Genomic DNA, 25198 nt, shown 5'->3' with positions numbered 1-25198 from the left:
GGCGATGTTGCCTCTGGTCAGCGTTGTATTTTGAGTTTATTTGGCAAGATGAAGATTGGATCATTCGTCAAATTCAGGAAACTCGCAAATATCATGCTTGATGATGCTGACCGGCGCATACTGCGTCAATGGCAGGCAGACCCTTCACTTGCACCTGCCGAGCTGGCGGAGCGGGCGCGGGTGAGTCCGGGGCAGTTGGCGCGACGTCAGGCCAAGTTGCGCGAGGCCGGGTTGGTCAAGGGTGTGCAGGCGGTCATTGATTGGGGGGCGCTTGGGTACGCTGTTGAGGTGTCGCTGCGCGTGACCTTGGACAAGACACAATCCCGCGCGTTCGACGAGTTCATTGAGGCTGCGCGTGAGGTGCCGGAGGTCATTGAGATCCAGACCTTTCTGGGCCGTGTTGACGTGCGCCTGTCGGTCATTGCTCGGGATATGAGCCACTACCAGCACCTCTATCGCAGTCGCATCCTGACCTTGCCGCATATCGCGGATATTGAGGCGTTGATGCAGGTCGCGCGGATCAAAAGCGACGAGGGGCTGCCGCTGTGATCGATCTGGATGCGACCGATTTCGCGATTTTGCGCCTGTTGGCTGAAGAGGCCGGGCAGGGGGCCGGTGCGGTTGGGCGGGCGTGTGGATTGTCTCAGCCTGCCGCGTGGCGGCGCATCAATCGTTTGCGCGAGGCGGGTGTGATCCGGGGGCAGCGGTTGGTTCTGGATGCCGAGAAGCTGGGATTTGGGGTGACCGTCTTTCTGGGCGTTAAGCTGGCGACCAAGGGGCGCGTGAGCCTTGAGGATTTTGAACGCGCGGTGTCGGCGATCCCCGAAGTGCAGACGGTCGAGCATGTTCTGGGCCTCTATGACTATCGCCTGCGCGTTGTCGCCCGCGACCTGCCGGATTTCGAGCGGGTCCTGCGGCGGCGCATCATGACCTTGCCCGGCGCGGGCGAGGTGGAGGCCAACGTGCTGCTCAGCGAAGAGCGCCGACCGGGGCCGATTGGCTGACGGGGTTTCCCATCGGCGCCGCGCCATGCCGCACTGCCGCGAATGTATACCGTGATAGGCTTTGTTCCTGCGCGCCCAAGCCGCTATGTGCAGCGGAAAGAGAAAGGACATCACCATGCCCGCATTGCTGGATACCGTTGACCCGCAAGGTCTTGAGGAGTTTTCCGTTGTCTTCACCGACCGGTCGCTAAACCATATGAGTGCCGCGTTTCAGGGTGTGATGAACGACATCTCGTCCATGCTGAAAGAGGTGTACGCCGCAGATGCCGTGGTTGTGGTGCCGGGTGGTGGCACCTTCGGGATGGAGGCTGTGGCCCGTCAGTTTGGCCGCGGCGCCGATGTGCTGGTCGTGCGCAACGGCTGGTTCTCCTACCGCTGGAGCCAGATTTTTGAGACTGGCGGGCTGACGGCCAACACGACCGTGTTGAAGGCGCGCCAGACCGGGAATGCGTCGCCATCACCCTTTGCGCCTGCGCCGATTGATACGGTTGTGGAGGCTATTCGCGAGCAGAAACCCGATGTCGTCTTTGCCCCGCATGTAGAAACCAGCGCGGGTGTGATCCTACCGGATGACTACATTGCCGCGATGGCCGCCGCCGCGCACGAGGTGGGTGCGCTGATGGTGCTGGATTGCATCGCGTCGGGCTGTGCCTGGGTCGATATGCGTGCGCTTGGCGTCGATGTGCTGATTTCTGCCCCGCAGAAGGGGTGGAGCGCGTCGCCTTGTGCCGGGCTTGTCATGCTGTCGGAGCGGGCTGTGGCGCGGATGCAGGAAACAACTTCGGACAGCTTCGCGATTGACTTGAAGAAGTGGCACCAGATCATGCAGGCCTATGAGGGCGGTGGTCATGCCTATCACGCGACGATGCCTACGGACGCGCTGCGTGATTTCCGCGATACGATGAAAGAGACGCAGGCGTATGGATTTGATAAGCTGAAGGACGCACAATGGGCCTTGGGTGGCGCGGTGCGCGCGCTGCTTGCCGAGAAAGGTGTGACATCGGTGGCGGCAGACGGTTTTGGCGCGCCGGGTGTGGTTGTGAGCTACACCGCCGATCCTGACATCCAGACGGGCAAACGCTTCGCGGCGGAGGGGATGCAGATTGCCGCCGGTGTGCCGCTGCAATGCGATGAACCTGCCGATTTCCGGACCTTCCGCCTTGGGCTCTTTGGTCTCGACAAGCTCTATGACGTCGGTGGCACTGTCGCGCGCCTGAAGCGTGTCGTCGATCAGGTACTCTGAGGCAATCGTAAGGCGGAGGTGTCCTCCGCCCTAACCAGCCGCTTGAACGCCGAGGCCCAGTTTCATCAGTGTTTTGCGCACTGGTGCGATCTCGTGCAGGGCTTTCAGCCCCATGGCGCGGGCGTCGCGGGCTAGCGGTGATGTCGCTTGGCTGGTGCGGTTCAGCAGGTCGATGCCCGTCACCCGCATCCGGATGTCCCGGTAACGGGCGGCGTGATAGGCGTCGAGCATTTGGGCGTCGCCCACCGTATCCGGGTGGGCAATTGCCAGATCCAACAGAGTTGCCGTATCAGCCAGTGACATGTTCAGCCCCTGTGCGCCGATTGGGGGGACGACATGCGCCGCCTCTGCGATCAGGGCCAGCCGGGTTGCATTCAGCCGGTCGGCGATCTGGCTGATAATGGGCCAGATCGACCGGCGCGACGCCAGCGTCAGCGGTCCGAGGATGTGGCAGCTGCGCTCGGTCATTTCCGCTTCGAATGCTTCTGTGTCCAGCGCCATCCGCGCGACCGATTTTGGACCATCATCCATCCAGACCACCGCAGAACAGGGCATTCCGTCGTGATCGGGCAGGGGCACGAGGGTGAAGGGGCCGCCGGTCCGGTGCACCTCGGTCGAGACATTGTCATGCGGGATCGGGTGTGTGACGGCAAAGGCGAGCGCCTTTTGGCCATAGCGTTTGGTCGTAACCCCGATACCCGCCGCCTGCCGCGTGGGCGAGTTGCGCCCGTCGGCTGCGATGACGAGGCGGGCTTTGATTGATGTACCGTCGCTCAGACCGACACGCGCCTCTGCCGTGCGGCCCAGGAAACGGGTCGTGGCGGTGCCGGGGCGGAAATCGACGGTGTCCAATTCATCGAGGCGCACGAGCAGTTCGCGGCGTAGCCGCCAGTTGGGGAAGTTCCAGCCGAAGGGCAGGTTCGACACGTCGGAGGCGCGAAAGGCTTTGACCTCGCGCGCAGCGCCCGTCTCGGTCGCGGCATCCGCGATCTGCATCACGTCAAGAGCCGCACCATGAGTGGCGAGGGCATCCCATACGCCTGCGCGGTCCAGCAGCGCGCGGGCCGGTTGCAGCATGGCGGTCGTGCGCATGTCGGCGCCATCGGCATCCCGGTCGGTCACCGGTGGGGTCGGGTCCACGCAGATCACATGGAAGCCTGCGGTGCCAAATGCGGCGGCCGCCGTAAGCCCGGCGATGCCGCCGCCGGAAATGAGAATGTCACAGGTTTCGGTCATAACGTGCCTCCGCCCGACCAACCTATGCTGTCACACAGCGCGGCCAAGGCGGCATCCTGTCCTACCCTGTAAGCCGCGCCAGAAACGCGCCCAGATCGTCGGTGTGGTGATGGATGTGTTCACCATCCGCGCGGGCAGGGGCAACATGCACCGTGCGCATCCCCATGTCGTGCGGCACGGCAAGGTTGCGCGGCTCGTCCTCGAACATCGCGGCCTGTTCGGGCGTGAGCCCATCGCGACCGAAGACGCGGACAAAGGCGGCGCGCTCGGGCTTCGGTTGGAAATCCGCATGCTCCACGCCGTAGGTGGCGTCGAACAGTCCGGACAGCCCGCGCGCCTCGAGCACCCGTGCGGCATAAGGGGCGCTGCCATTGGTGTAGACGATCTTGCGCCCCGGCAGGTCGCGGATCTGTGCGGCCAGGTCGGTGTCCGGTGTCAGTTGATCGAATGAGATGTCGTGCACGTCCTCAAGGAAGGGCAACGGATCAAGGTCGTGCTCGCGCATCAGGCCGGCCAGCGTGGTGCCATGGGTGTGCCAGTAATAGACGCGCAGCCGGTCGGCCTCGGCCAACGTGACGTTCAGCGCGTCCATCACATAGGCCCTCATCCGTTCTTCGATCTGATCGAAAAGCCGTACGGCCGGCGGGTAGAGCGTGTTGTCGAGGTCAAAGACCCAGGTGCGTATATGTGTGAAATCGGCGGCAGGCATGGCTGTGTGGATAGGCGGGGTGGGGCACATCCGCAAGGGCTTGGGGTTGCGCCATGCGGTGTGCCCGCACTACGGTGTTGAAATTCAACGACTTGCGAAGATGCCATGCCTGCTCCACGTCCCAACAACACCGACGCCTATTCCATGATCCTCGAGGCGATTGACATCGGCACCTATCGCCCCGGCGACCGGCTGGTGGAAAGCGAGCTGGCCGAACGGTTCGGTGTCTCCCGCACCCCCGTCCGCGAAGCGTTGCAGCGGCTTGAGACGCAGTCTCTGCTGTCTCGGGATGGGCGCAGTCTGATCGTGGCGTCGCTCGACCACAACCAGATGTCAGAGCTCTACGTGGTGCGGCGCGAGCTTGAGGGGCTTGCGGCCTCGCTCGCAGCTCAACACGCCACTGAGGAAGAGGTGCGCATCCTGCGCGAGATGGTGGAGGCGGACAACGAACTCGTCAACGACCCGCCCGCGCTGGCGCGCGCCAACCGCAGGTTCCACACCCAGATCCACCTTGCCTCGCACAACCGCTATCTCGTGCAGCAACTGGACCTTGTGCATCGCACCATGGCCCTTATGGCCACCACGTCTCTGGCAGCAGACGGACGGACCCGTATTGCGCAGGAAGAACATGACCGCATCGTCAGCGCGATCGAGGCCAAGAATGCGGATGAAGCGGGCAAGGCGCTGCGCGATCACATCTCCGTCGCCTTTATGACCCGGTTGAAGCAGGACGCCGAAACGCGCCGCGACGAAGCCTAGGGCGTGGCCTGATCCCCTTCTTTGTGAAGGGGACGCACGATGTCACCTGTCGCCGTGCCGTGCTGCGTTTTGTCCCAGTAGAACGGCGCGCACACCATTTCATAGAGCGCCTTGTAGCTCGCGAGGGCTGCCAGCGGGAAGTAGAGCGGCAGGGTCAATACCCAAGGCACGAGATGGCGGTGCGCGCGGTCGGAGACTGCCATCATTCCGATGGTCAAGTTCAGTATCTCGGCAAATATGAAAAAGATCGCGATGGGCCAGATCACCGCCTGTCCAAGCGTGACAATGACAGGATGCGAAAAGCCGGCGGCGGGTAGCCAGAAGCTCCAAAGCACGGGGAGGGCCGCGAATTGTGACACGGTGGCCAGGAACATCGCCTGCACACCGCAGAACCGCTTGAACCCCAGATCGCGCAACAGGGCCATGGGGTTCCGCATGTGTACGCAGTAGGTGATCAGGTAGCCTTTCAGCCAGCGTGAGCGCTGCTTGACCCACGGCCAGGCGCGGCAATTGGCCTCTTCATAGGTGACGGTACGGATCAGTTCTGTTCGGTAGCCGCGCCGGGCGAGGCGCAGGCCCAGATCGGCATCCTCGGTCACGTTGTGCGCGTCCCACCCGCCCAATTCCTCAAGGATGTCACGCCGAAAAAACAGGGTTGTGCCGCCTAGCGGCAGAACCAGTCCAAGCTGCTCCACCCCCGGCAAGACAAGGCGCCACCAACTTGCGTATTCGATGGTAAAGCAGCGCGCGAGCCAGTTGTGGCGTGCATTGTAGTAGTCCAGCATCCCCTGCAGGCAGGCCACGTCCGGACCTGCGGCGGCGAACTTCGCGACCACCTTTTCGATCTGGTCGGTTTCCGGCGCGTCCTCGGCATCCCACACACCGATGATGTCGCCCTGACAGAAGTCGAGCGCGTAGTTCAATGCGCGGGGCTTGGTGGTGATGGTGCCATCGTCGGGCACTTCGATGACACGCATCCACCGGGGCAGCGCCGTGCGGGCGAGGGTGGCACGGGTGACATTGTCCTTCGCCTCAAGCACAAGCACCACGTCGAGCAGCGCCTTGGGATAGGTGAGCCGTGACAGGCGAGTGATCAACGCCTCGGCAATGCGCTCTTCCTTGAAGAGGGGGACCATGACTGAAACCCGCGGCAGGCGGGTTGGCAATTGTGGCGGCATCGGTTCAGCAGGTGCAGGAATGTGATGCATCAACCGCGCGGTCAGGGCCGCCAGCTTGAGTGCCGTCGTCATGGCAAGCGTCAGTACCGCCCAGCCGATGGCCGCCGTGGCAATCCATGCCGGAAAAAGGACGCTCAGCAACAATAGGAGCGCGGCACCCACGTAGAGGATAATGGTTCTGGCGCTTTGGCGCGAGGACCACGTCCGGCAACTCAGATCGTCGGGCACCTTGTGTGCCGCTTGGTGTGCAAGGGCCGTGCCGTAAAGCGCTGTAATCTGGTCATGAATCTGGTTGATGGGGGACAGCACCGGCAAGACGGCCCAAACAGGTTTGTCGAGCGCGCGCGCCAGTTCGGGCATGCGGTCGGGGCGCGTCGTGGCCGCAAGCAACGTGTTTCCGATCCAGCGCCATGGCACCACGCCAAAGCTTTGACAGATATGGACCGGCATGGCCTGAGCCATCAGTGGGCCGGGTGGGTCGATGGTCAGATCGATGCGGTCGGCATCGTGCTGGACCGCAAGCGCATCCAGCACATCGCTTGGGTCGACATGGCCGTCCGCCACAAGGATCTCGCCCAGTGGCGCGTCGATCCTGTGTTGCTTGCTCAGCGCATCCAGAAGGGTCGTCTGGTTGATCAGCCCCGCGTTCACCAGCTGACGGCCCACAGGAACTGCAGGACGCGGCCGCCGCGCAACGGGCTGCGGCGCTGACAAACGTAAGAGCGGGTCACTCATAAAAAGGTCCTGAAATCAGGGCCCTTCACCCATGGCAATCCATGGTTAACAAGTGATTAAGGTTGTGCCTTTGCGGCTCAAATTCAACCTGCTCGGGAGGCCATCGCTTCGGCAAAGCGCTCGAACAGGTAGTAGCTGTCTTGGGGGCCGGGGCTGGCTTCGGGGTGGTACTGCACTGAATAGACCGGCCTGCCCTCGACGCGGATGCCGCAGTTGGATCCGTCAAAGAGCGACGTGTGGGTCTCGACCACGCCCTCGGGCAGGGTTTGAGCATCCACGGCAAAGCCATGATTCATCGAGGTAATTTCAACCTTACCGGTATCCAGATCCTTGACCGGGTGGTTGGCGCCGTGGTGGCCGTGGTTCATCTTGACCGTCTTGGCGCCCAGGGCGAGCGCCAGCATCTGGTGCCCCAGGCAGATGCCGAAGACGGGCAGGTCCTTGTCCAGCACGTCGCGGATCATGGGTACTGCATACTCACCGGTGGCGGCGGGGTCGCCGGGGCCGTTCGACAGGAACACGCCGTCGGGCTCGTGGGCCATCACCTCATCTGCCGTGGCGGTGGCAGGCAGCACGGTCACGTCGCAGCCGGCGGAGGCCAGGCAACGCAGGATGTTGCGCTTGGCGCCATAGTCGACCGCAACCACTTTGAACTTGGGATCTTCTTGCGGCGTGTAGCCCTCGGGCCAAGCCCAGCGTTTCTCGTTCCAGCGGTAGGACTGGGCACAGGTGACGTCCTTGGCGAGGTCCATGCCTTCCAAACCGGCAAAGCCCCGGGCCGCGGCGACGAGCGCTTCGATGTCAAATATGCCGTCCGGGTTGTGCGACAGCGCTACATGTGGTGCACCTGCCTGCCGGATGGCGCGGGTCAGGCGGCGGGTGTCGACGCCGCCGATGGCGATGCGACCCCGGCTTGCCAGCCAGCTGGACAGGTCCTGCGCGGCACGCCAGTTCGACGGGTCGGTGGGCATCCATTTGACCACCATGCCCGAGGCTACGGGATCGCCGGTTTCGTCATCCTCGGGGTTCACGCCCACATTGCCGATATGGGGGAAGGTGAAGGTGACGATCTGGCCCGCATAGGAGGGGTCGGTCATGATCTCCTGATAGCCGGTCATGGCGGTGTTGAAACACAGCTCCGCCTCGGTCTGTCCAGTGGCGCCAAACCCTTGACCATAAAACAAAGTTCCGTCGGCGAGGGCGAGGCAGGCGGTGGGTGTGGCAGGGGTCATGGCAGGGTTTCCTGATGCGGCAGAGACAGGTGAGTGCAGGCAAATTGCGCGGAAACTAGTGTGGAGGCGGGTGTTGGTCAAGCCCGTTCATCAATTTACTTTGTGTAATGAAAACAATGTCTTAACCGCCTTCCGCTCCCTTGCCTCGACTCCCTTGATGCTCTATTTTAAACAGTTCAACACGTGCCCATGGGGATGGACATCAAATGGATTTGCGCACCAAGATTTCGGCCGCGCTGAAGCAGGCCATGAAAGACAAGGATGCAGACCGACTATCCACGCTGCGCCTGATCAATGCCGCCATCAAGGACAAGGATATCGACGCCCGCGCCGCCGGTCAGGATGACGGGGTGGGCGAGGGTGAAGTCCTTGCGATCCTTGGGAAAATGGTCAAGCAGCGCAAGGAGAGCGCCAAGACCTATGAAGAAGGCGGGCGGCTTGATCTGGCCGAGCGTGAGGTGGCTGAGATCGCGGTCATCGAGGAGTTTTTGCCGCAGAAACTGGACGACGCAGCCTCGGCCAAGGCGGTGGATGATGCGATTGCCGAAGTGGGTGCCGACAGCATTCGCGACATGGGCAAGGTGATGGGCGTTCTGAAGTCCAAATATACCGGCCAGATGGATTTTGGCGCGGTTGGACCGATGGTCAAGGACCGGCTCTGCGCGGCACACTGACCGGGCAACGCACGCTTTGTTAAGGCGGGTTAATGCCCGCCTTTTTCGTGTCCTGTGACGGCCGGTGCTCAAGCAAACTGCGAAGTTTGCGCCCGAAACTGCGTGTTTTCGATCCACTGAAAGGGGTCGATTTTGGCCGGTTTTCCGGAAACTGCACATTTTCAGTCCGAAACTGCGTGTTTTGGTGAAAGACCTCAAATGTGGCCGTTAACCGGGGTTAACGGCGCAATGCGCGTTGCAGCTCATCGTAAAGCGCGATGCGCTCCTCTTCGCTGAGGAATGCGCCGATCTCGACCTCGCGCCCCTTGCCTTTGAGTGTCACGTAATGCGGCACGGGGCCATCGTCCTCGTACTTGGTCACTTGCGTCCAGTAGCGGTTGCAATCCCATGCCTGCACCCGTCCATCGGCTTCGGTTCGGGTGAGGTGTGTTTCATCGGCGTCCAGCGTCAGCACTTCGATGATCTGGCGCGCGCGGCGGTTGCGGCGCAGGGCAAAGTACATTGCCCACACAGCACCCAGCACGAAAGGAAGGAGCCCCCAGAGGACGACGGAGCCGAGAAGCGGCAGGGCGGGGATCAGGATCAGGGTAAAGGTCGCGAGGACAAACGCCGCCATTCCGTGCTGCGGAAGGGAGTTGTGCGGCCAGAGGTGCAATTCCTGCACCCGCGCATCGGGTTCTGTTGTCCAACGATAGGGCATGACGTCGTTATATGTCGGACGCGTGCGAAGTCGAAGGGCAGGATGTCGCGGGGCGGCACAGCTGCGTCGCCCCGCCTGCTCGGTGTTTTTTTACAGGTCGGTGTACTCGGTCGTTGCCGAAGACGGCTCGGGCCGCAGCGTGCGTTCCTGCGTGCTACCGGCGGCGAGGTCATCGCGGTAGATCTTGAGCAGGCCGCGTGTGCCGTCGGGATGCGAGGCGATGTCCTGGAAGGTGCGGTTGCCACCGGCTTCGGCGCGGAAATAGGCCGAGGTCAGCAGGTGCTGCTGGAACGAGGTCAGCGTGCCCGTGCCTTCGTAGCCCATGTAGCGCTGGTAGTCCGCGATGGCGTCGCGCGTCTTGGACCCGACCTTGCCGTCGATGGTGCCGGCGTCAAAGCCGAAATAGTTGAGCGAGGACTGGATCTCGCGTCCTTCGGGCGTGGCCGGGATCGAGGGGCGGTAGGTCTTTTTCGCCGGTGCGCGGTAGGCGCGTTGTGTGGTCGTCGTGGTGCGCGGTGCGACGGCGCGGCTGCGCGCGGCCTGACGTTCCTTGTTCTTGCGCACCTCATTGTTGATGATTGCGCCGCCGATGCCGCCAAGGATGGCGCCGGCGATGAAATCCTTCTTGTCCGCGGCAGCCTGGGTGGCCGGTACGAGGGCGAGCGAGGCCGCAATTGCGGCGGAGATGATTGTTTTGGACAGCATGACTGCTCCTTTTCTTCGTATCGCCTGGCTCCGGGATGTTCGGGCAGCACGGGGTTACAGGCAGCTATGGCATTGGCATATGGGGCAGGGGCCGGGTCGGGGAAGATGGTTTGGGAGCCTCGCGCGCGCGTGGGCGGCGGATCGCGCGTTTCGGAAGGGTCTTGGGCGGGAGATGGCCCAGTTTTGTTACGTGATATTGCATAACAACGCCTGTCGTACCGCGGTTTGGGCGGGTGTTGGCGTGCTTGATCCACTGCGGGATGGGGGGCCAGCCCCCCAAGCCCCCCGAAGTATTTTCAGCCAGAAGAAAGAGGGTTTTTGGCGACTGGGTGCACAGAGTTAGGGTGTGCGGCTGTGCCACGGGTTCACCCAGCGCGCGACAACGGGGAGCAGGAAGACCCCTGTTGTGGCGATCGCATATAGGAGGATCGCGATCATGTAGGTCTGTCTTGCTTTGCTCAAATTGGCCATCAGGTCCCTTCGGTCCTCAGGCGATTGCTCTGCAAGTGGGGGGGTGTTTGCGAACAGGGTGGCGGGGTCCATCAGGGCGACGACCAGCCATCCCACGAGCAGCGTCCAGTGCAGGATGTACCATGTGCTGCGTTGCGGTGCGCCGCGCCAGTTCTGTGTCATCGCCTGCCACGGTCCAAGGATCGCCAGCAGCAGAAGGGGCACCGTGATAGATGTGATCAGCAGCGGGGCCGTACCTGCGAAAGCGTCAATCTGGTTTGCCATACCATCGACAGCCAGGCCTGAAAGCGTCGCGGTATTATAGATGATTGAAGCGCCGATGCTGACGACACCAAGCGCGACGAGGGTCGCTGCGTGCATCGGGGCGGGGACGGTTTTGCGATGCAGCTCGAGGCTGACGCCCGCCATCACGGCGAGGCATATCAGGGAAAAGAGGTCGATTGAGGGCGGCGTTAGCATGTGAGGGCAGCTGCTTTTGAAAAAAGGGCCCCGGTCGCCACCGGAGCCCTTTGGATTTTCACATCAGACCACGCTTAGTGCGAGGGCTGTTTGTCCCAGTCTTCCTGCTTGGGCAGGATTTCGAACGTGTGTTCCGGCGGCGGGCTGGGCAGGGTCCATTCCAGCGTATCCGCATATTCGTTCCAGGGGTTGTTTTCCGTCACCCGTGCGCCCGAGCGCAGGGCATAGAACATGACCCCGAAGAAGAACAGGAACGAGGCGAAGGACACGAACGCACCCCACGACGACCAGGCGTTCCAGTAGGCGAACTGCTCCGGGTAGTCGATGTAGCGGCGTGGCATGCCCTGGCGGCCCAGGAAGTGCTGCGGGAAGAAGGTGATGTTCGTGCCGATGAAGAACGTCCAGAAGTGCAGTTTGCCCGCCCATTCAGGATACATACGGCCCGTCATCTTGGGGAAGTAGAAGTAGATCCCTGCGAAGATCGCGAACACGGCACCGAGGCTCATCACATAGTGGAAGTGCGCCACAACGTAGTATGTGTCGTGGTAGTAGCGGTCCACGGCAGCCTGGCTGAGCACGATACCCGTCACACCGCCCACGGTGAACAGGAACAGGAAGCCAAAGGCCCAGAGCATGGGGGTCTTGAACTCGACCGAGCCGCCCCACATCGTGGCGATCCAGCTGAAGATCTTGACCCCTGTCGGCACCGCGATCACCATGGTGGCCAGCATGAAGTAAGCCTGTTGGTTGAGGCTCATGCCGACGGTGTACATGTGGTGCGCCCAGACCACGAAGCCCAGTGCGCCGATGGCGATCAGAGCCCAGACCATCGGCAGGTAGCCGAAGACGGGTTTGCGCGAGAAGGTCGCGATCACGTGGCTGATGATGCCGAAGCCCGGCAGGATCACGATGTACACTTCGGGGTGGCCGAAGAACCACAGGATGTGCTGGTAGAGCACGGGGTCACCGCCACCGGCCGGATCAAAGAAGGTGAAGCCGAAGTTGCGGTCCATCAGCAGCATGGTGATCGCGCCCGCCAGAACCGGCAGGGACAAGAGGATCAGCCATGATGTGACAAAGATCGACCACGAGAACAACGGCACCTTGAAGAGCGTCATGCCCGGTGCGCGCATGTTCAGGAAGGTGGTGATCATGTTGATCGCACCCAGGATCGAGGACGCACCCGAGACGTGGACCGCGAAGATCGCGAGGTCCATCGACATGCCCTGTTCGTTGGTCGAAAGCGGCGGGTAGAGGACCCAGCCCACGCCCGAGCCAAGCTGTCCGTTGCCACCCGGTGCGAGCACCGAGCAGACCGCCAGCGTTGTGCCGACGACGTAGAGCCAGAACGACAGGTTGTTCAGGCGCGGGAATGCCATGTCCGGCGCGCCGATCTGCAAGGGCATGAAATAGTTGCCGAAACCACCAAACAGGGCCGGGATCACGACGAAGAACATCATCAGGATGCCGTGGCCGGTGATCAAAACGTTCCAGAGGTGCCCGTTGGGTGTACATTCACCGGCAGCCGCGGCTGTCAGGCGCGCGCCCTCCATACACATGTACTGCACGCCCGGGTCCATGAGCTCGAGCCGCATGTAAACGGTGAATGCGACCGATATGAAGCCGACGAGGGCCGAGGTCACCAGGTACAGAATACCGATGTCTTTGTGGTTGGTGGACATGAACCAACGGGTGAAAAAGCCCCGTTCGTCTTCGTGCTCGTGCCCGTGAATGGCTGCGTCTGCCATGCGGTGCCTCCTGGCTGGTTTGTTTGGTTCGCGCACGGGGTTCCCGCTCCGCGCACGGATTCTTGAGCGGTTCTAAAGTTTTGGCCCGCGCGCATCAATGGAAGATACGCCAAATGGCCGGGATGAATTGTCGCGTGTGAAACATCCTGCATCCATCGTCCTGGGTTCGGTTTTCGAACGTCGATGGGACTCGCGCATCGTTTCCGCATATGCAACTATAGGGTGCGACACGCTGTGTCGTTTCCAAATACGCTGTGAAGACGTGGAATGGTCACAATTTCGGGCCAATCGAGGCATTGTTCATCCCTCGTTAAGCCCGAATCCGCCGCCATTCCTCACCCCAAAGCGCTGATGCGCGCCAAGGTTGAGTGCAGAATAATGGCAACGAACGACAACACAAATCCGGGCACCGAAGGCGATCAGGTCATCTCGGGTACAACCGGAACCGACACGCTGACCGGCGCTTTTGGCAGCGATACGATCAATGGCGGCGCGGGCGCCGATGTCCTGCGTGGTGACGGGCCGGTGGAAGGCGCGTGGCATTTCGAAACATTCGACTACGACTTCTCGTCCGCGGCTGGGCAGGCGTTCGATATCGAGAACGGCACGCGCACCGGGTCGGGCTACGTCACGGATTTCAACGAGGGCGGGCTGACCAACACGGTGCGGGGCACCACCGGCAACCCCGAGGACTTCGGGGTCATCTATACCAGCACTCTCAATGTCACGTCCGGCGGAACATACCGGCTGACCACGTCTTCGGATGACGGCTCGACGATCCAGATCTTTGATTCCAATGGCAATCCTGTCCAGTTCGCCAATCAGACGGGTGGCACGCTCGACTACCTGAACAACGATTTCCACCAGGGCACGACGACGCGTTTCGGCGATGTGACACTCGATCCGAACGAGACTTACACGATCCAGATCCGGTATTGGGAAAACCGCGGTGGGGACACGTTGTCGGCGACGATCAGCGGCCCGGACACGGGTGGTGCCAGCCAGAACCTGCTGACCTCGCCCATGATCGGGATGCCGCCGGGACCGGAATACTCGGTGACGGGCACGCCTGCGGGTGTCGAAGGCAATGATGTGATCAATGGCGGCGACGGGGATGACACGATCTTCGGCGATGGCGGCAATGACACGCTGTCGGGTGGGGCCAACAATGACAGTGTCGATGGCGGCACCGGCGACGACGTTCTTGCCGGTAATGGCGGTGCGGACACGCTGATCGGCGGATCGGGTGACGATTCCATGTCCGGCGACGGGGGCAGTGACAGCCTCACCGGGGGCACGGGTGATGACACGCTCGAAGGCGGCAATGGCGCCGACACGCTGGAGGGCCAGCAGGGCGCAGACAGCCTTGTCGGCGGCGCGGGTGCAGACGTGCTGGTGGGGGACGACGGGTCCGACAGCACGACGATCTTCGAAGACGATTTCGAATCCGGTGCCAGCGGCTGGTCGGACAACTCGACCGAAACCGATCCCGATCTCGGCAGCTCGCTGGGCCGTTTCGGCGCCGGGGACGGCCTTGTCGCGACCGAACGTACATTCGAACTGGGGGCCGATTCCGAGGAAGTGCAGGTCGAGTTTGACGCCCTGCTGCTGGACAGTTGGGATGGCGAAGACTTCGTGATCACGCTGAACGGCGAGGAGGTGCGGATCTCGCACCTCGCCGGTGACACGTCCTCGCCCGCGAGCCAGAGCTTCGTGGGTGCCGACGGGGCGACCTACACCATCGACTTCACCAACACGCAGACGGGCGAGCTGGGCTATACGAGCGGCGGATCGGTGTCGAACTCGCAAGACACGATCATGAATGTCGTGATCACCATCACGGACGCGCCCGCCGAACTGACGGTCGGGTTCGGCAGCACGCTGAATTCCAGCATCGCGAACGAGAGTTTCGCGATCGACAATTTCTCGGTCGTGCGGGTGGATGCGGTCAACGACACGCTTGAGGGCGGTACCGGCAACGACACGCTGACCGGCGGGGCGGGCGACGATGTCTATGTGTTCAATGCGGGCGATGGCGACGATGTCATTACCGATTTCAATGCTGGCAACAGCGGCACGATCAGCGATGGCGATCAGACCAACAACGATTTCATCGACCTGAGTTCGTATTACACCAACATCTTCGAACTGCGCGCCGACCTGGCCGATGACGGTGTGTTGAACCAGTCGGTCGGCGATTTCGGCGACAATACCGGTCTGGGCGGGTCGATCACCATGACCGGCGTGACCGGGGGGGATCTGACCTTTGACAACACCAATGTCGCCTGTTTCACCAAGGGGGCCCTGATCGAGACGACCGAAGGGCCGGTGCCGGTCGAAGCGTTGCGCCGGGGCATGCGCCTGCGCACCTGGGACAATGGGGACCGCCCGGTGCGTGCGGTGTTGCGGCGCAAGGTCGACGGGTCGGGGGACCTGGCACCGGTGCACATCTCGGCGGGTGCCTTGGGCAATGATCGGGATCTGATCGTGTCGCCGGCGCACCGGATGCTGATCTCGGACTGGCGGGCGCAGATGCTGTTCGGTGCGGACGAGGTGCTGGTCAGCGCGGTCAACCTGGTGCGGGGCGATCTGATCTACCGGGCGCCGCAGCCGCATGTGACCTATTACCATATCCTGATGGACCGGCACGAAGTGATCTATGCCGAAGGCGCACCGACCGAGAGCTTCCACCTGACCCGCGAGGCGGTCGAGGCAGCGGAATACGGCGACACCGAAGAGGGGGCCGTGGCCCTCGAAATCGCGCGGTTGTTCCCGGAACTCCTGATGTGCGCAAGCCGGTGCGTCCGCCCGGTGATGAAAGGATACGAGGCACGCGCTTTGGCCGGAATGCTCAGCTAAGCCCTTCTTCTGGCTGAAAATACTTCGGGGGAGCCCGCAGGGCGGGGGCAGAGCCCCCTGAAGAATGGTGTCGCGAGAGCGGCCTTTGGATCACGGCTGCTGCGCGAACACGGTGTCGAATGTCTGGCGCAGCGCCAGATCCACGTCCTCTATCGTCACCGGCAGGCCCAGGTCCACCAGCGACGTCACTCCATGCTCGGCGATGCCGCAGGGCACGATGCCGTCGAAATGCGACAGGTCCGGTTCGACATTGATACTCAGCCCGTGAAAGCTGACCCATTTGCGCAGCCGGATCCCGATGGCGGCGATCTTGTCTTCGGCCACGGAGCCATCCGGCTGCAGCGGCTTTTCAGGGCGCGTGACCCAGACGCCGACCCGGCCCTCGCGGATTTCGCCCTTCACGTTGAACGTCTCCAGCGTTGCGATCACCCATGCTTCGAGCTGCTGGACGAAGGCGCGTACGTCGCGTCCGTGCTTGCCCACATCCAGCAGCACGTAAGCCACGCGCTGGCCCGGCCCATGATAGGTGTATTGCCCGCCGCGCCGCGTTTCATAGACGGGGAAACGGTCGGGATCGGTCAGGTCCGCGGGCCTGGCCGAGGTGCCGGCGGTGTAGAGCGGTGGGTGTTCGACGAGCCAGATGCACTCCTCCGCTTTGCCGTCCGCGATGGCTGTCGCGCGCTCCTCCATCCAGGCTTCCGCTTTGCGGTAGTCGGTCAGGCCCGGGGTCGTGATCCATTCGACCATGGGGTCAGGCCGCCGCCTCTTGCGCGGTCTTGCGCAGGATCTGGGCATAATTGTCCGCCCCCTGCGCGCCGGTGACCAGGTATTTGCCGCCGAAGATCATCGACGGCACGCCGGAGATGCCGTGAGAGGTCCAGAAGGCCTGTTGCTCGCGCACGCGGTCCCGATGGGTGCCGTTTGACAGAACGTCTTCGGCGGCGTTCCGGTCGAGGCCGACCTGTTCTGCGATCTCCAGCAGCACGGTCCGGTCCGATACGTCCCGGCCTGTGCCAAAATGCGCCTCGAAGAGCGCGAGCTTCAGCGGGTGCTGGAGGCCTTGGGACAGTCCGAAATCCAGCAGTTGGTGCGCCTCGAAGCTGTTGACGATGCGGCTGTCGGGGGAAAAGGCGAAGTCGATCCCCAAAGTCTTTCCCAACTCCTGCAAATGCGCGCGGTTCTGCGCGGATTGTTCCGGGCTGGCGCCGTATTTTTCTGAAATATGCTCGGTCAGGTTCTGACCTTCCGGCGGCATGTCGGGGTTCAGCTCGAACGGGTGCCAGCGTATGCGTGCCCCCATGCCCGTCATCCCAAGGGCCTGTTCCAACTGACGAAAACCGACAATGCACCATGGGCACATGACGTCCGAAATGATTTCGACCTGCACCACGGCGGAGGTGTCTTCCCCGGTGTCATCCGACAGTGTCATCTGTATTTCCCTTTTCGCTTTTTGGCGCGTCGCATTCGTTCAATTCCCGGTTTGCGCGAATTCGGCAATGCGCCAATTCCAAATGGTCCGGAATTAATGACTTCGCGAATCTTCGTCCGCTGTTACACTCCCTTCATATTACTTGGAGTTTTTAGTCATGTTCAGAAAGCCGATTGTTGCTTCCGTCCTTGCCTTGTCCGTCGCTGTTGTTCCTGCCTCACGTGTTGCCGCCGATGCCGGTGACTTCGTGGCCGGGGCCATTATTGGCGGCATTGTGGGTGCGGCTGCAAATCAAAATCGCAAGAAAAAGGCGACGTCCTCGCGGAGCTATACCAAGAAGACGTACAAGCCGCGGCTGCCCTCGACGCAGGAAGGGCGACAGATCCAGACCTCGCTGAACTATTTCGGGTTCGATGCGGGCAGTGTCGATGGTCAGTTGGGCCAGCGGTCCCGCAACGCCATTTCAGCCTACCAGGTCTTTCTCGGGTATCCAGCCACGGGCCAGCTGACGCCCTACGAGCTAAGTCTTCTGACCGGGGCCTACAACCGCGCGCAGGCCGACCCGCTGGCCGCGTCGCAGCAGATCGCGTCGCTGGGGCAGGGCAGTCGTGGCCTGTTGATCGCGTATCGCTCAGAGCTGGCCGGTGGCAGCACCACAACGACGGTCGGCAACACCTATGGTCTGCCCCGTGAAGTGGCGGCTTCGGTCAACGAGATTGCGCGCAGCTCGGACCCGAGCGCGCAGCAGCTTGTGCAACGCTCAGGCTTTATCCAGCTCGCGGACATCAATGGCGATGGGCAGACGGACTATGTCATCGACACATCCGTCACCGGCAGCGCGTTCTGGTGCAACGCGCAAAGCTGTGCGGTGCGTGTGTTCGCCTCGACCCCCGAAGGCTATGAGCGCAACGACTTCCAGGCGTTCAACGTGACACCTGCGATGTTCAGCTGCCAGCGTGGCAATTGCACGAAGACGGATGAGGCGACCTTTGCCGCGGCGACACCGGCACCGGCGCAGCCTGCGCCAACGCTGCCAGAGGTCCAGTCGGCCACATTGCCTGTGGCGACAGCGATCCCAGCGTCGCCGGGCACCACGGCGGTTGCTGCGGCAGCCCCGTCGGCGCTGCCCAACTTCCTTGGCGGCACCGGCTCGGCCCAATCGCTGGCCTCGCACTGCAACACGGTGTCGTTGCTGACCAACACCAATGGCGGCTTCACCACGGCGGACAAGATGACCGATCCGAACGTGGCGCTGAACGAACAGTTCTGCCTCGCCCGGACCTATGCCATCGCGAAAAGCGAGGACATGATTGCCAAGGTGCAGGGCTTCACACCCGACCAGATCGCGGCGCAATGCGAGCAGTTCGGCCCGGCCATGCAGCCCTATGTGGCGGCGCTGGCGCTGAAATCGCAGCCCGAGGTCGTGCAGGATGTCACCAGCTTCATCCTGACCACCGGCATGTCGCCTGCGCAGCTCAAGGGCACCGCGCAGATCTGCATGGGGGTCGGCTACCGCACTGACAACATGGATGTGGCGCTTGGCTCGGCCCTGATGATGTATGCCATGGGTGACCATGTGTACGGCGAAATCATGGGGCACCACCTGGCGCAAGGCTTCGGCACCGCGCCGCGCGTGGACAATGCGCGTGTCTGGTATGCCGAAGGGCTGAAGGCCGTGGACGGCGGGGCCAAGGCGGTCTTTGCCCCCGGTCAGCCCGAGCGGATCGAGTTGCTGCGCACGGCGTCGCTGCAACTGGGCGTGTCCAATTCGGGCCTCGCACCTGCGCAACCGACCGTGCAACCAGCGGCCCTGCCCACATTCGGGATTGCGGCGGACTGATCCGTTTCGGTCAGCTTTGTGTGATGAAACCGGGGCCTTTTACGGGCCCCGGTTTTTCTTTGAGTTTTCGGCTTGGCAAGGGGCGCGTTCGTCGCTAAACCCCGCTCACCAAGTCAAGGCGTGCGGCCGTGGCGGAATTGGTAGACGCGCAGCGTTGAGGTCGCTGTGAGGTAACACTCGTGCGAGTTCGAGTCTCGCCGGCCGCACCAATCTCCTGACGTCGATTGACGCGTCCGATCCATTGATTGAGTTTGAACTATGTTCGAACGGGCGCACCACTTTCTTCCCTCACTTCAGGTTTTCAAATGTTTGGCACGCGCTGCGCTTTTGCGTCGTTGCGGGAAACATCTTGATTTATGAATTTGCTTGAGAAACATTCAGATATGAGAATTTGAATGTGGGGGGGGAAGCAGATGGATCGACGGTCTTTTCTGATGCGGAGCGGTATGGCTGCGGGGTGTCTGGGCCTGTCGCCCGTCATAGCACAGGCACAGGTCGGTCAAGCGACCCTGACCACGGTCAGCGACGGCAGCCTGACGTTGCCCGGCAGTTTCATCTTTGAACCGATGCCGCAGGATGCGTTGCAGCCGATCCTTGCAAAATACGGTCTGTCGGATGCGCAACTGACGCCTGAGTGCAATCTGGCCCTGTATCGCGACGGTGAACGGACCGTGCTGTTCGACGTGGGCTCCGGCCCTGATTTCATGCCCACGGCGGGGATGGTGACAGACAGCCTTGACGCCCTGGGCCTGACGCCGGAAGACATCACCCATGTTCTGTTCACCCACGCGCACCCGGATCACATCTGGGGTCTGCTGGATGATTTCGACGAACCGCTTTTTGCCGATGCCACCTATATGATGGGCCGGGCAGAGTGGGACTATTGGTGGAACCCCGAGACGGTCGACACCATTGGCGAGGCGCGCGCTGCCTTTGCCGTGGGGGCCAAGCGGCGGATGGAGGTGATTGAGGACAGCGTGGAGTTGTTCGACGACGGGCAGGAAGTGCTGCCGGGGATCGCGGCGGTTGCCACGCATGGGCACACGCCGGGGCATATGAGTTTCGAGCTGCGGAACGGGTCCGACGCCGCCCTGATCCTGGGCGATGCGATTGGCAACCATCACGTCGCCTTTCACAAGCCGGACTGGATCAGCGGATCGGATCAGGATGGGGGGATGGCCGCAAAGACGCGGGCGATGCTGTTTGATCGGATCACCTCGGAGCGGATGCAGATCGTGGGCTTTCACTTGCCGCAGGGCGGGATGGGGCGCGTTGACCGGACATCGGAGGGGTACGTGTTCGTGCCGGAGGGTGCGTGATGCGGGTTGCAATGGCTTTGGCGCTTTGCGCCGCACCCGTGTTCGCCAGCGAGGACATTGCCGATCAGTATCCGGGCTCGGTTCTTTACTCCAAGCCGGTCGAGGTGATCCCGCATGTGTGGTCCGCCATCGGGGCCACAGCGCCGCCGACCTACGAGAACAGCGGGCACAACAACAACCTGAGCTTCATCGTGACGGGCGACGGGGTGGTCGTGATCAATGGTGGGGCGGCCTATCTGCTGGCCAAGGCGCTGCATGACGAGATCAAGGTCGTCACCGATAAGCCGGTGAAGCTGGTCATTGATGAGAACGGGCAGGGGCATGCGATGCTTGGCAATTCCTATTGGGCGGAGCAGGGCGTGCCGATCCTCGCCCATGTGGACGCAGCGCACGAAATTGAGGAGCGGGGCAACCGCATTCTTGAGAACATGAAGCGGTACAATCGCGACAAGGCCGAGGGGACATTTGTCGCGCCGCCGACGCGGACCTTCGAGGACAAGGAAATCATCGAGATGGGCGATTTCCGGATCGAGGTTTTGCATCTTGGTCCCGCTCATGGTCCCGGCGACACGCAGGTCTGGCTGCCCGAGCAGGGGATGGTGATCGCCGGCGACATGGCCTTTCACGAGCGGATGCTGCCGATTTTCGAGGACACCATCGTACTCGACTGGATCGAGACATGGGAGTGCTGTTTCGAGGCGTTGAACGCGACCTATGTCATTCCCGGTCACGGCCATCCGACCAACATGGCGCAGGTGCGGCGGTATACCCGCGACTACTTGGTGCATCTGCGCGAGGTTGTCGGTGCGCATCTGGAGGCGGGCGGTGATCTGGCAGACGCTTACTATGTCGATCAGACGCCTTATCTACATCTCGATACCTATGAAGAACTGGCCACGCGGAATGCGGGGCGGGTCTATGAGCAGATGGAATTCGAGTGACGCAGCAGAGCCTTGCGGATTACGCAGATCAAGGCGATCCGATTGACGCCCCGGATGGCGCGTGCCTGTTTCGGCCCGGTGATGAGGGGCGGGCGTTTCTGATCGTGCAATCCGGTGTGGTCCGGGTGGAGCAGACGAATGCGGTGGGGCGGACTGTTGTTCTATATCGTGTGCAGGCAGGCGACAGTTGCGTGCTGACGACGACCTGCCTTTTGTCGGGGCGACCTTATTCCGGGTATGGATATGCGGAGGGGGCGGTGACGGCCGTGGCGATCAGTGCGGCGCGGTTTCAGGCGCTGTTGGGCCGGGATGCGGGTTTTCGCGAGCTGGTGTTTCGCGGCTTTGCCCAGCGGGTGGGCGAATTGACGGATGTGATTGATGCGCTGCTCTTGCACCGCACCGATCTGAAGCTGGCGCGGTGGTTGAGTGGGCAACCGGCCACGGTCTCGCGGACCCAGCAGGACATTGCGCAGGAGTTGGGGACGGCGCGCGAGGTGGTGTCGCGGACCCTCAAGTCATTTGAGCGACAGGGCTGGATTGCGGTGGAGCGTGGGACGATCACCGTTCTGAATGCGGCCGCGCTGGAGGCGCACGGTGCGCAGGACGGCGTGTGACGGAGTCACAGACGCGCAGCGCGAGGCAGGGCACGGTGAGTCTGTAACCGCAAACCGGAGAGCTTCACATGACCCGCAACCTTGGACAGATTGACCGTATCGCCCGTTTTGTCATCGGCGCCCTTCTGATCGTGCTGGCAGCGCTTGGCACCATCGGTGCCTGGGGCTTTGTCGGTGCGATCTTTGTCGGTACCGCCTTTGTCAATTTCTGCCCGATCTACCGGGTGTTTGGCTTGAAGACGTGCCAGGATTGCTGACGCGCCTCGTCTGGATTATCGCGGCGGTTGGTTTTGCCGCGATGGTCTTTGCAATTGGGACGGCGATTGTGTTTGCCTGAGCCTATTGGGCCGCGATGGGCCTGCGCGCGAGTTGGCATTGGGTCCAGAGTGTTTCCAGTGCCGAGACGAGGGTGTCGACGTCTGCTGCCGAGTGCACGGGCGACGGTGTGATGCGCAGCCGTTCGGTGCCTTTGGGCACTGTCGGGTAGTTGATCGGCTGGATGTAGATGCCGTGGTCGCGCAGCAGCGTGTCCGAGATGAATTTGCACTTCACCGGGTCGCCCACCATCACCGGGATGATGTGGCTTGGGTTGTCTATGTGCGGCAGGCCGATGGCGTCGAGCCGCGCGCGCACCTCTGCCACGCGGGCCTGATGGGCGGTGCGTTCGGTGGTGCTGGATTTCAGGTGTCGGACGGCTGCGGTTGCGCCTGCAGCAACGGCTGGGGGCAGGGCGGTGGTGAAGATGAAGCCGGACGCGAAAGAGCGGATGAAGTCGCAGAGTTCGGCGCTTGCGGCGATGTAGCCGCCCATGACGCCGAAGGCTTTGCCCAGCGTCCCTTCGATCACCGTCAGCCGGTCCATCAGCCCGTCGCGTTCCGCGATGCCACCGCCGCGCGGGCCGTAAAGGCCGACCGCGTGCACTTCGTCGAGATAGGTCATCGCATTGTAGCGGTCGGCGAGATCGCAGATCTCGGCAATCGGGGCGATGTCGCCGTCCATGGAGTAGACGGATTCGAACGCGATCAGTTTGGGTGCGTTCAGCGGCAGGGCGGCGAGTTTGGCTTCGAGGTCGGCGAGGTCGTTGTGTTTCCAGATCCGCCGCGCGGCCTTCGAATGGCGGATGCCTTCGATCATCGAGGCGTGGTTGAGCGCATCGGACAGGATCGTCAGGCCGGGGATGCGGGCGCCGAGCGTGCGGAGTGTGGCCCAGTTCGACACGTAGCCGGATGTGAAGAGAAGCGCGGCTTCTTTTCCATGCAGGTCGGCGAGTTCCGCCTCAAGCTGCACGTGGTCGTGGGTCGTGCCGGAGATGTTGCGCGTCCCGCCCGCGCCCGCTCCCGTGCGGTCGAGGGCGTTGTGCATGGCCGCCAGCACGTCGGGATGCTGGCCCATGCCAAGGTAGTCGTTTGAGCACCAGATGGTGACCTCGCCCGGTCCGTTGTGGCAGATGGCGGCGGGGAAGGCGCCGCGATGGCGTTCAAGCTCGGCAAATTCGCGGTAGTTCCCATCATCGCGCAATTGGTCCAGCGCGGACCGGAAGAAGTCTTGGTAATTCATCAGTTTTCGACGGCCTCGGCGACGATGCTTTGAAGCAGGTCTTCGACCTTGGCCATCTCTCCTTCGGGGTAGTCGCGATAGCCGACCATCACCGCGCCCTCGCGTTCGGCCACGAAGATGCCATAGGGGCAGTGTGCGATGTTCATCGGGTCGGCCTCCATCACCTCGCGGGAGATGACGGCGGAGCAGAAAATGAAGATGTCAGCGGCGTCGAAGAGTTTCGTGTCGCTGCCCACATCCGTGCCTGTCCGGTTCAGCATGTCGCCCACATGGCTGACGTAGTCGATGACCAGCCCGCGATCGACGATGGCGCTTTCGACGGCAAAGGTGGCGTCGTCAAAGCTGCCGTCGAAGGGGACGACAATGGGGTCTTCGGCGTGGGCTGCGGCACCGGCAAGGCCGAGCGAGATGGCAAGAATGGTCTGTTTCATCTTATCCTCCTGACAGTGCCGCAGTGTTGCATGCTGGGTCCGGCGGGGCACTGAGATGTGTCAATGCACCGCGGTATTCTCAGGCTTTTGCGCCGAACATGTCGGCAGTGATGCCCGCGTACCAGCCTTCGGATTCCTCGTAGGTGGCTTTGCGTACATCCGCGCTTTCGCCGGTTTGCGAGATGAACCCGTCGACCTTGGCGATCTTTTCGTCCGTCGCCTCGTAAGTGGCGCCCACCTTGACCCCGTCATTGGTCTCGATCAGCGACCAGCAGGTGTTGGAGAACTTGGCGGGGAACACCTTGGACCCGGTCAGCGCGCCGCGCACCGCGTTGGCGCAGACCTTGGCCTGGCTGTTGGCCGAGAAGCCGGATTTCGGCATGTCGCCCTGTTGGCTGGCGTCGCCTAGCACGTAGACATCCGGGTCCATCTTCGATGACATGTCGGCGGCGTTGACCGGGGCCCAGTTGCCGTCCGTCACGCCCGCGATGTCCGCGATGCGGCCCGCTTTCATGGCGGGGATGACGTTGGCCACGTCTACCTTGGTCTCTTCCCCGTCGATGGTGACCGTCATCGCTACGGGATCGACGGAGACACTGCCGCCGCCGAAGTCTTCTCCGATCCAGTCGACCATGCCCTCGTAGTGGTTGTTCCAGCCTTCCTGGAAGAGCGCCATTTTGGAGAATTTGGGCTTGGGGTCGGCCACGATGATCTTGGCGGTCGGGTTGTTAACCTTGAGGTAGTGGGCCACCATCGAGACGCGCTCGTACGGTCCGGGGGGGCAGCGGTAGGGGTTGGGTGGGGCGACCATGGCGAACGTGCCGCCTTCGGGCATCGCCTTGAGCTGTGCCTTCAGCAGTTCGGTTTGTGAGCCTGCCTTGTAGGCGTGGGGCATAGCGTTTTGCGCCGAGATGTCCCAGCCGGGGACGGCCATGTCGACAAAGTCGATGCCGGGGCTGAGGATCAGCTTGTCGTATTTCAGGGTGCCGCCGCCCGCCAGTGTCACCATCTTGGTGTCGCGGTCCACGCCTACGGCCCAATCGTGCACGACGTTCACGCCATTGGCGGCAAGGCCACCGTAGCTGTGCCCGATTTCGTCAATCGTCTTGAACCCGCCGAGATAGAGGTTCGAGAAAAAGCAGGTGTAGTAGGTGCGCGTGGGCTCAATCAGCGTGACGTCGATGTCGCCCTTGCTGTCCTTGGCGATGTAGCGCGCCGCTGTGGCCCCGCCTGCGCCGCCGCCGATCACAACGACACGCGGTTTGCCCTGCGCGCGGACCATGGGGGCTGCGAGGGTCGCTGCCGCAACGGCGGATGTTCCCAAGAATGTCCTTCTGTTCAATGTCATTTTAGTC

The 25198-nt window shown here is 62.4% G+C and carries 24 protein-coding genes and 1 tRNA gene; 12 read left to right on the top strand and 13 right to left on the bottom strand.

Annotated elements, in window-relative coordinates; all coding sequences use genetic code 11:
* The first annotated feature begins 93 nt into the window (after window positions 1-93).
* From KUV51_RS08485 to KUV51_RS08475, 3 genes are all read left to right on the top strand, one after another.
* The gene (locus KUV51_RS08485; protein ID WP_222521098.1) at window positions 94-549 is read left to right on the top strand and encodes an Lrp/AsnC family transcriptional regulator; all 456 of its coding nucleotides are present in this window, start codon (window positions 94-96) and stop codon (window positions 547-549) included.
* Window positions 546-1004, top strand: a complete 459-nt coding sequence (locus KUV51_RS08480) for an Lrp/AsnC family transcriptional regulator (RefSeq protein WP_222521097.1) — start codon at window positions 546-548, stop codon at window positions 1002-1004. Before KUV51_RS08485 ends, KUV51_RS08480 begins: the two co-directional genes overlap by 4 nt.
* Window positions 1005-1119: 115 nt before the next feature.
* Entirely contained in the window at window positions 1120-2247 is a 1128-nt protein-coding gene (locus KUV51_RS08475) for an aminotransferase class V-fold PLP-dependent enzyme (protein WP_222521096.1), read from the top strand.
* 30 nt (window positions 2248-2277) lie between these two features.
* Here KUV51_RS08475 and KUV51_RS08470 read toward each other — a convergent pair whose 3' ends face one another.
* Together KUV51_RS08470 and KUV51_RS08465 are read right to left on the bottom strand one after the other, a co-directional pair.
* Entirely contained in the window at window positions 2278-3483 is a 1206-nt protein-coding gene (locus KUV51_RS08470) for a UbiH/UbiF family hydroxylase (RefSeq protein WP_222521095.1), read from the bottom strand.
* A 61-nt stretch (window positions 3484-3544) separates the two neighbouring features.
* Entirely contained in the window at window positions 3545-4192 is a 648-nt protein-coding gene (locus KUV51_RS08465) for a pyrimidine 5'-nucleotidase (protein WP_222521094.1), read from the bottom strand.
* 105 nt (window positions 4193-4297) lie between these two features.
* Between KUV51_RS08465 and KUV51_RS08460 the strand changes: the two genes are divergently transcribed.
* Window positions 4298-4951, top strand: a complete 654-nt coding sequence (locus KUV51_RS08460; RefSeq protein ID WP_222521093.1) for a GntR family transcriptional regulator — start codon at window positions 4298-4300, stop codon at window positions 4949-4951.
* Here the strand turns inward: KUV51_RS08460 and KUV51_RS08455 are convergent.
* Window positions 4948-6864, bottom strand: a complete 1917-nt coding sequence (locus KUV51_RS08455; RefSeq protein WP_222521092.1) for a glycosyltransferase — start codon at window positions 6862-6864, stop codon at window positions 4948-4950. The two genes, KUV51_RS08460 and KUV51_RS08455, sit on opposite strands and share 4 nt — an antisense overlap.
* 83 nt (window positions 6865-6947) lie before the next feature.
* Window positions 6948-8096 (bottom strand): glutamine-hydrolyzing carbamoyl-phosphate synthase small subunit, encoded by a 1149-nt coding sequence (carA, locus tag KUV51_RS08450; RefSeq protein WP_222521091.1) that lies wholly within the window; start codon window positions 8094-8096, stop codon window positions 6948-6950.
* A 206-nt stretch (window positions 8097-8302) separates the two neighbouring features.
* On the opposite strand from carA, the gene KUV51_RS08445 reads away from it, so the two are divergent.
* Window positions 8303-8770, top strand: coding sequence for a GatB/YqeY domain-containing protein (locus KUV51_RS08445; protein ID WP_222521090.1), 468 nt, complete (start codon window positions 8303-8305; stop codon window positions 8768-8770).
* A gap of 217 nt (window positions 8771-8987) precedes the next feature.
* On the opposite strand, the gene KUV51_RS08440 is transcribed toward KUV51_RS08445, so the two are convergent.
* The 4 genes from KUV51_RS08440 to ctaD form a co-directional block, all read right to left on the bottom strand.
* Window positions 8988-9470: a DUF2244 domain-containing protein gene (locus KUV51_RS08440; RefSeq protein ID WP_222521089.1), complete on the bottom strand. Its 483-nt coding sequence runs from the start codon at window positions 9468-9470 to the stop codon at window positions 8988-8990.
* Between the two features lie 90 nt (window positions 9471-9560).
* Window positions 9561-10175, bottom strand: coding sequence for a peptidoglycan-binding domain-containing protein (locus tag KUV51_RS08435; RefSeq protein ID WP_222521088.1), 615 nt, complete (start codon window positions 10173-10175; stop codon window positions 9561-9563).
* Between the two features lie 339 nt (window positions 10176-10514).
* Window positions 10515-11105: a hypothetical protein gene (locus tag KUV51_RS08430; protein WP_222521087.1), complete on the bottom strand. Its 591-nt coding sequence runs from the start codon at window positions 11103-11105 to the stop codon at window positions 10515-10517.
* 74 nt (window positions 11106-11179) lie between these two features.
* Window positions 11180-12853 (bottom strand): cytochrome c oxidase subunit I, encoded by a 1674-nt coding sequence (ctaD, locus tag KUV51_RS08425; protein WP_222521086.1) that lies wholly within the window; start codon window positions 12851-12853, stop codon window positions 11180-11182.
* Between the two features lie 378 nt (window positions 12854-13231).
* On the opposite strand from ctaD, the gene KUV51_RS08420 reads away from it, so the two are divergent.
* Complete coding sequence (locus KUV51_RS08420) at window positions 13232-15712, top strand: Hint domain-containing protein (RefSeq protein WP_222521085.1); 2481 nt, start codon at window positions 13232-13234, stop codon at window positions 15710-15712.
* A gap of 90 nt (window positions 15713-15802) precedes the next feature.
* Here KUV51_RS08420 and lipB read toward each other — a convergent pair whose 3' ends face one another.
* Complete coding sequence (gene lipB / locus KUV51_RS08415) at window positions 15803-16459, bottom strand: lipoyl(octanoyl) transferase LipB (protein WP_261385686.1); 657 nt, start codon at window positions 16457-16459, stop codon at window positions 15803-15805.
* 4 nt (window positions 16460-16463) lie between these two features.
* On the bottom strand, window positions 16464-17141 hold the full coding sequence (locus KUV51_RS08410) for a DsbA family protein (RefSeq protein ID WP_222521083.1): 678 nt from the start codon (window positions 17139-17141) through the stop codon (window positions 16464-16466).
* 157 nt (window positions 17142-17298) lie between these two features.
* On the opposite strand from KUV51_RS08410, the gene KUV51_RS08405 reads away from it, so the two are divergent.
* From KUV51_RS08405 to KUV51_RS08380, 6 genes are all read left to right on the top strand, one after another.
* Complete coding sequence (locus KUV51_RS08405; RefSeq protein WP_222521082.1) at window positions 17299-18981, top strand: peptidoglycan-binding domain-containing protein; 1683 nt, start codon at window positions 17299-17301, stop codon at window positions 18979-18981.
* Between the two features lie 122 nt (window positions 18982-19103).
* Window positions 19104-19190: transfer RNA gene (locus KUV51_RS08400), tRNA-Leu, on the top strand.
* A 204-nt stretch (window positions 19191-19394) separates the two neighbouring features.
* The gene (locus tag KUV51_RS08395) at window positions 19395-20300 is read left to right on the top strand and encodes an MBL fold metallo-hydrolase (protein WP_222521081.1); all 906 of its coding nucleotides are present in this window, start codon (window positions 19395-19397) and stop codon (window positions 20298-20300) included.
* Complete coding sequence (locus KUV51_RS08390; RefSeq protein ID WP_222521080.1) at window positions 20300-21241, top strand: MBL fold metallo-hydrolase; 942 nt, start codon at window positions 20300-20302, stop codon at window positions 21239-21241. The genes KUV51_RS08395 and KUV51_RS08390 overlap by 1 nt, the downstream gene beginning before the upstream one ends.
* A complete protein-coding gene (locus tag KUV51_RS22260; protein WP_222521079.1) occupies window positions 21238-21855 on the top strand; it encodes a Crp/Fnr family transcriptional regulator in 618 nt (205 codons plus the stop codon). Before KUV51_RS08390 ends, KUV51_RS22260 begins: the two co-directional genes overlap by 4 nt.
* Window positions 21856-21923: 68 nt before the next feature.
* The gene (locus tag KUV51_RS08380) at window positions 21924-22112 is read left to right on the top strand and encodes a DUF2892 domain-containing protein (RefSeq protein ID WP_222521078.1); all 189 of its coding nucleotides are present in this window, start codon (window positions 21924-21926) and stop codon (window positions 22110-22112) included.
* A gap of 82 nt (window positions 22113-22194) precedes the next feature.
* On the opposite strand, the gene hemA is transcribed toward KUV51_RS08380, so the two are convergent.
* The 3 genes from hemA to KUV51_RS08365 all read right to left on the bottom strand — a co-directional run bounded on the left by hemA (window position 22195) and on the right by KUV51_RS08365 (window position 25191).
* A complete protein-coding gene (hemA, locus tag KUV51_RS08375) occupies window positions 22195-23412 on the bottom strand; it encodes a 5-aminolevulinate synthase (protein WP_222521077.1) in 1218 nt (405 codons plus the stop codon).
* Window positions 23412-23843 carry a DUF302 domain-containing protein gene (locus tag KUV51_RS08370; RefSeq protein ID WP_222521076.1) on the bottom strand — a complete coding sequence of 144 codons (432 nt, stop codon included), beginning with the start codon at window positions 23841-23843 and terminating at the stop codon, window positions 23412-23414. Before KUV51_RS08370 ends, hemA begins: the two co-directional genes overlap by 1 nt.
* Before the next feature lie 79 nt (window positions 23844-23922).
* On the bottom strand, window positions 23923-25191 hold the full coding sequence (locus KUV51_RS08365) for an NAD(P)/FAD-dependent oxidoreductase (protein WP_222521075.1): 1269 nt from the start codon (window positions 25189-25191) through the stop codon (window positions 23923-23925).
* Between the last annotated feature and the right edge of the window lie 7 nt (window positions 25192-25198).

The sequence above is a fragment of the Tateyamaria omphalii genome (genome assembly GCF_019802125.1).
GTDB lineage: Bacteria > Pseudomonadota > Alphaproteobacteria > Rhodobacterales > Rhodobacteraceae > Tateyamaria > Tateyamaria omphalii_B.
This window is presented reverse-complemented; position numbering and strand designations above follow the sequence as displayed.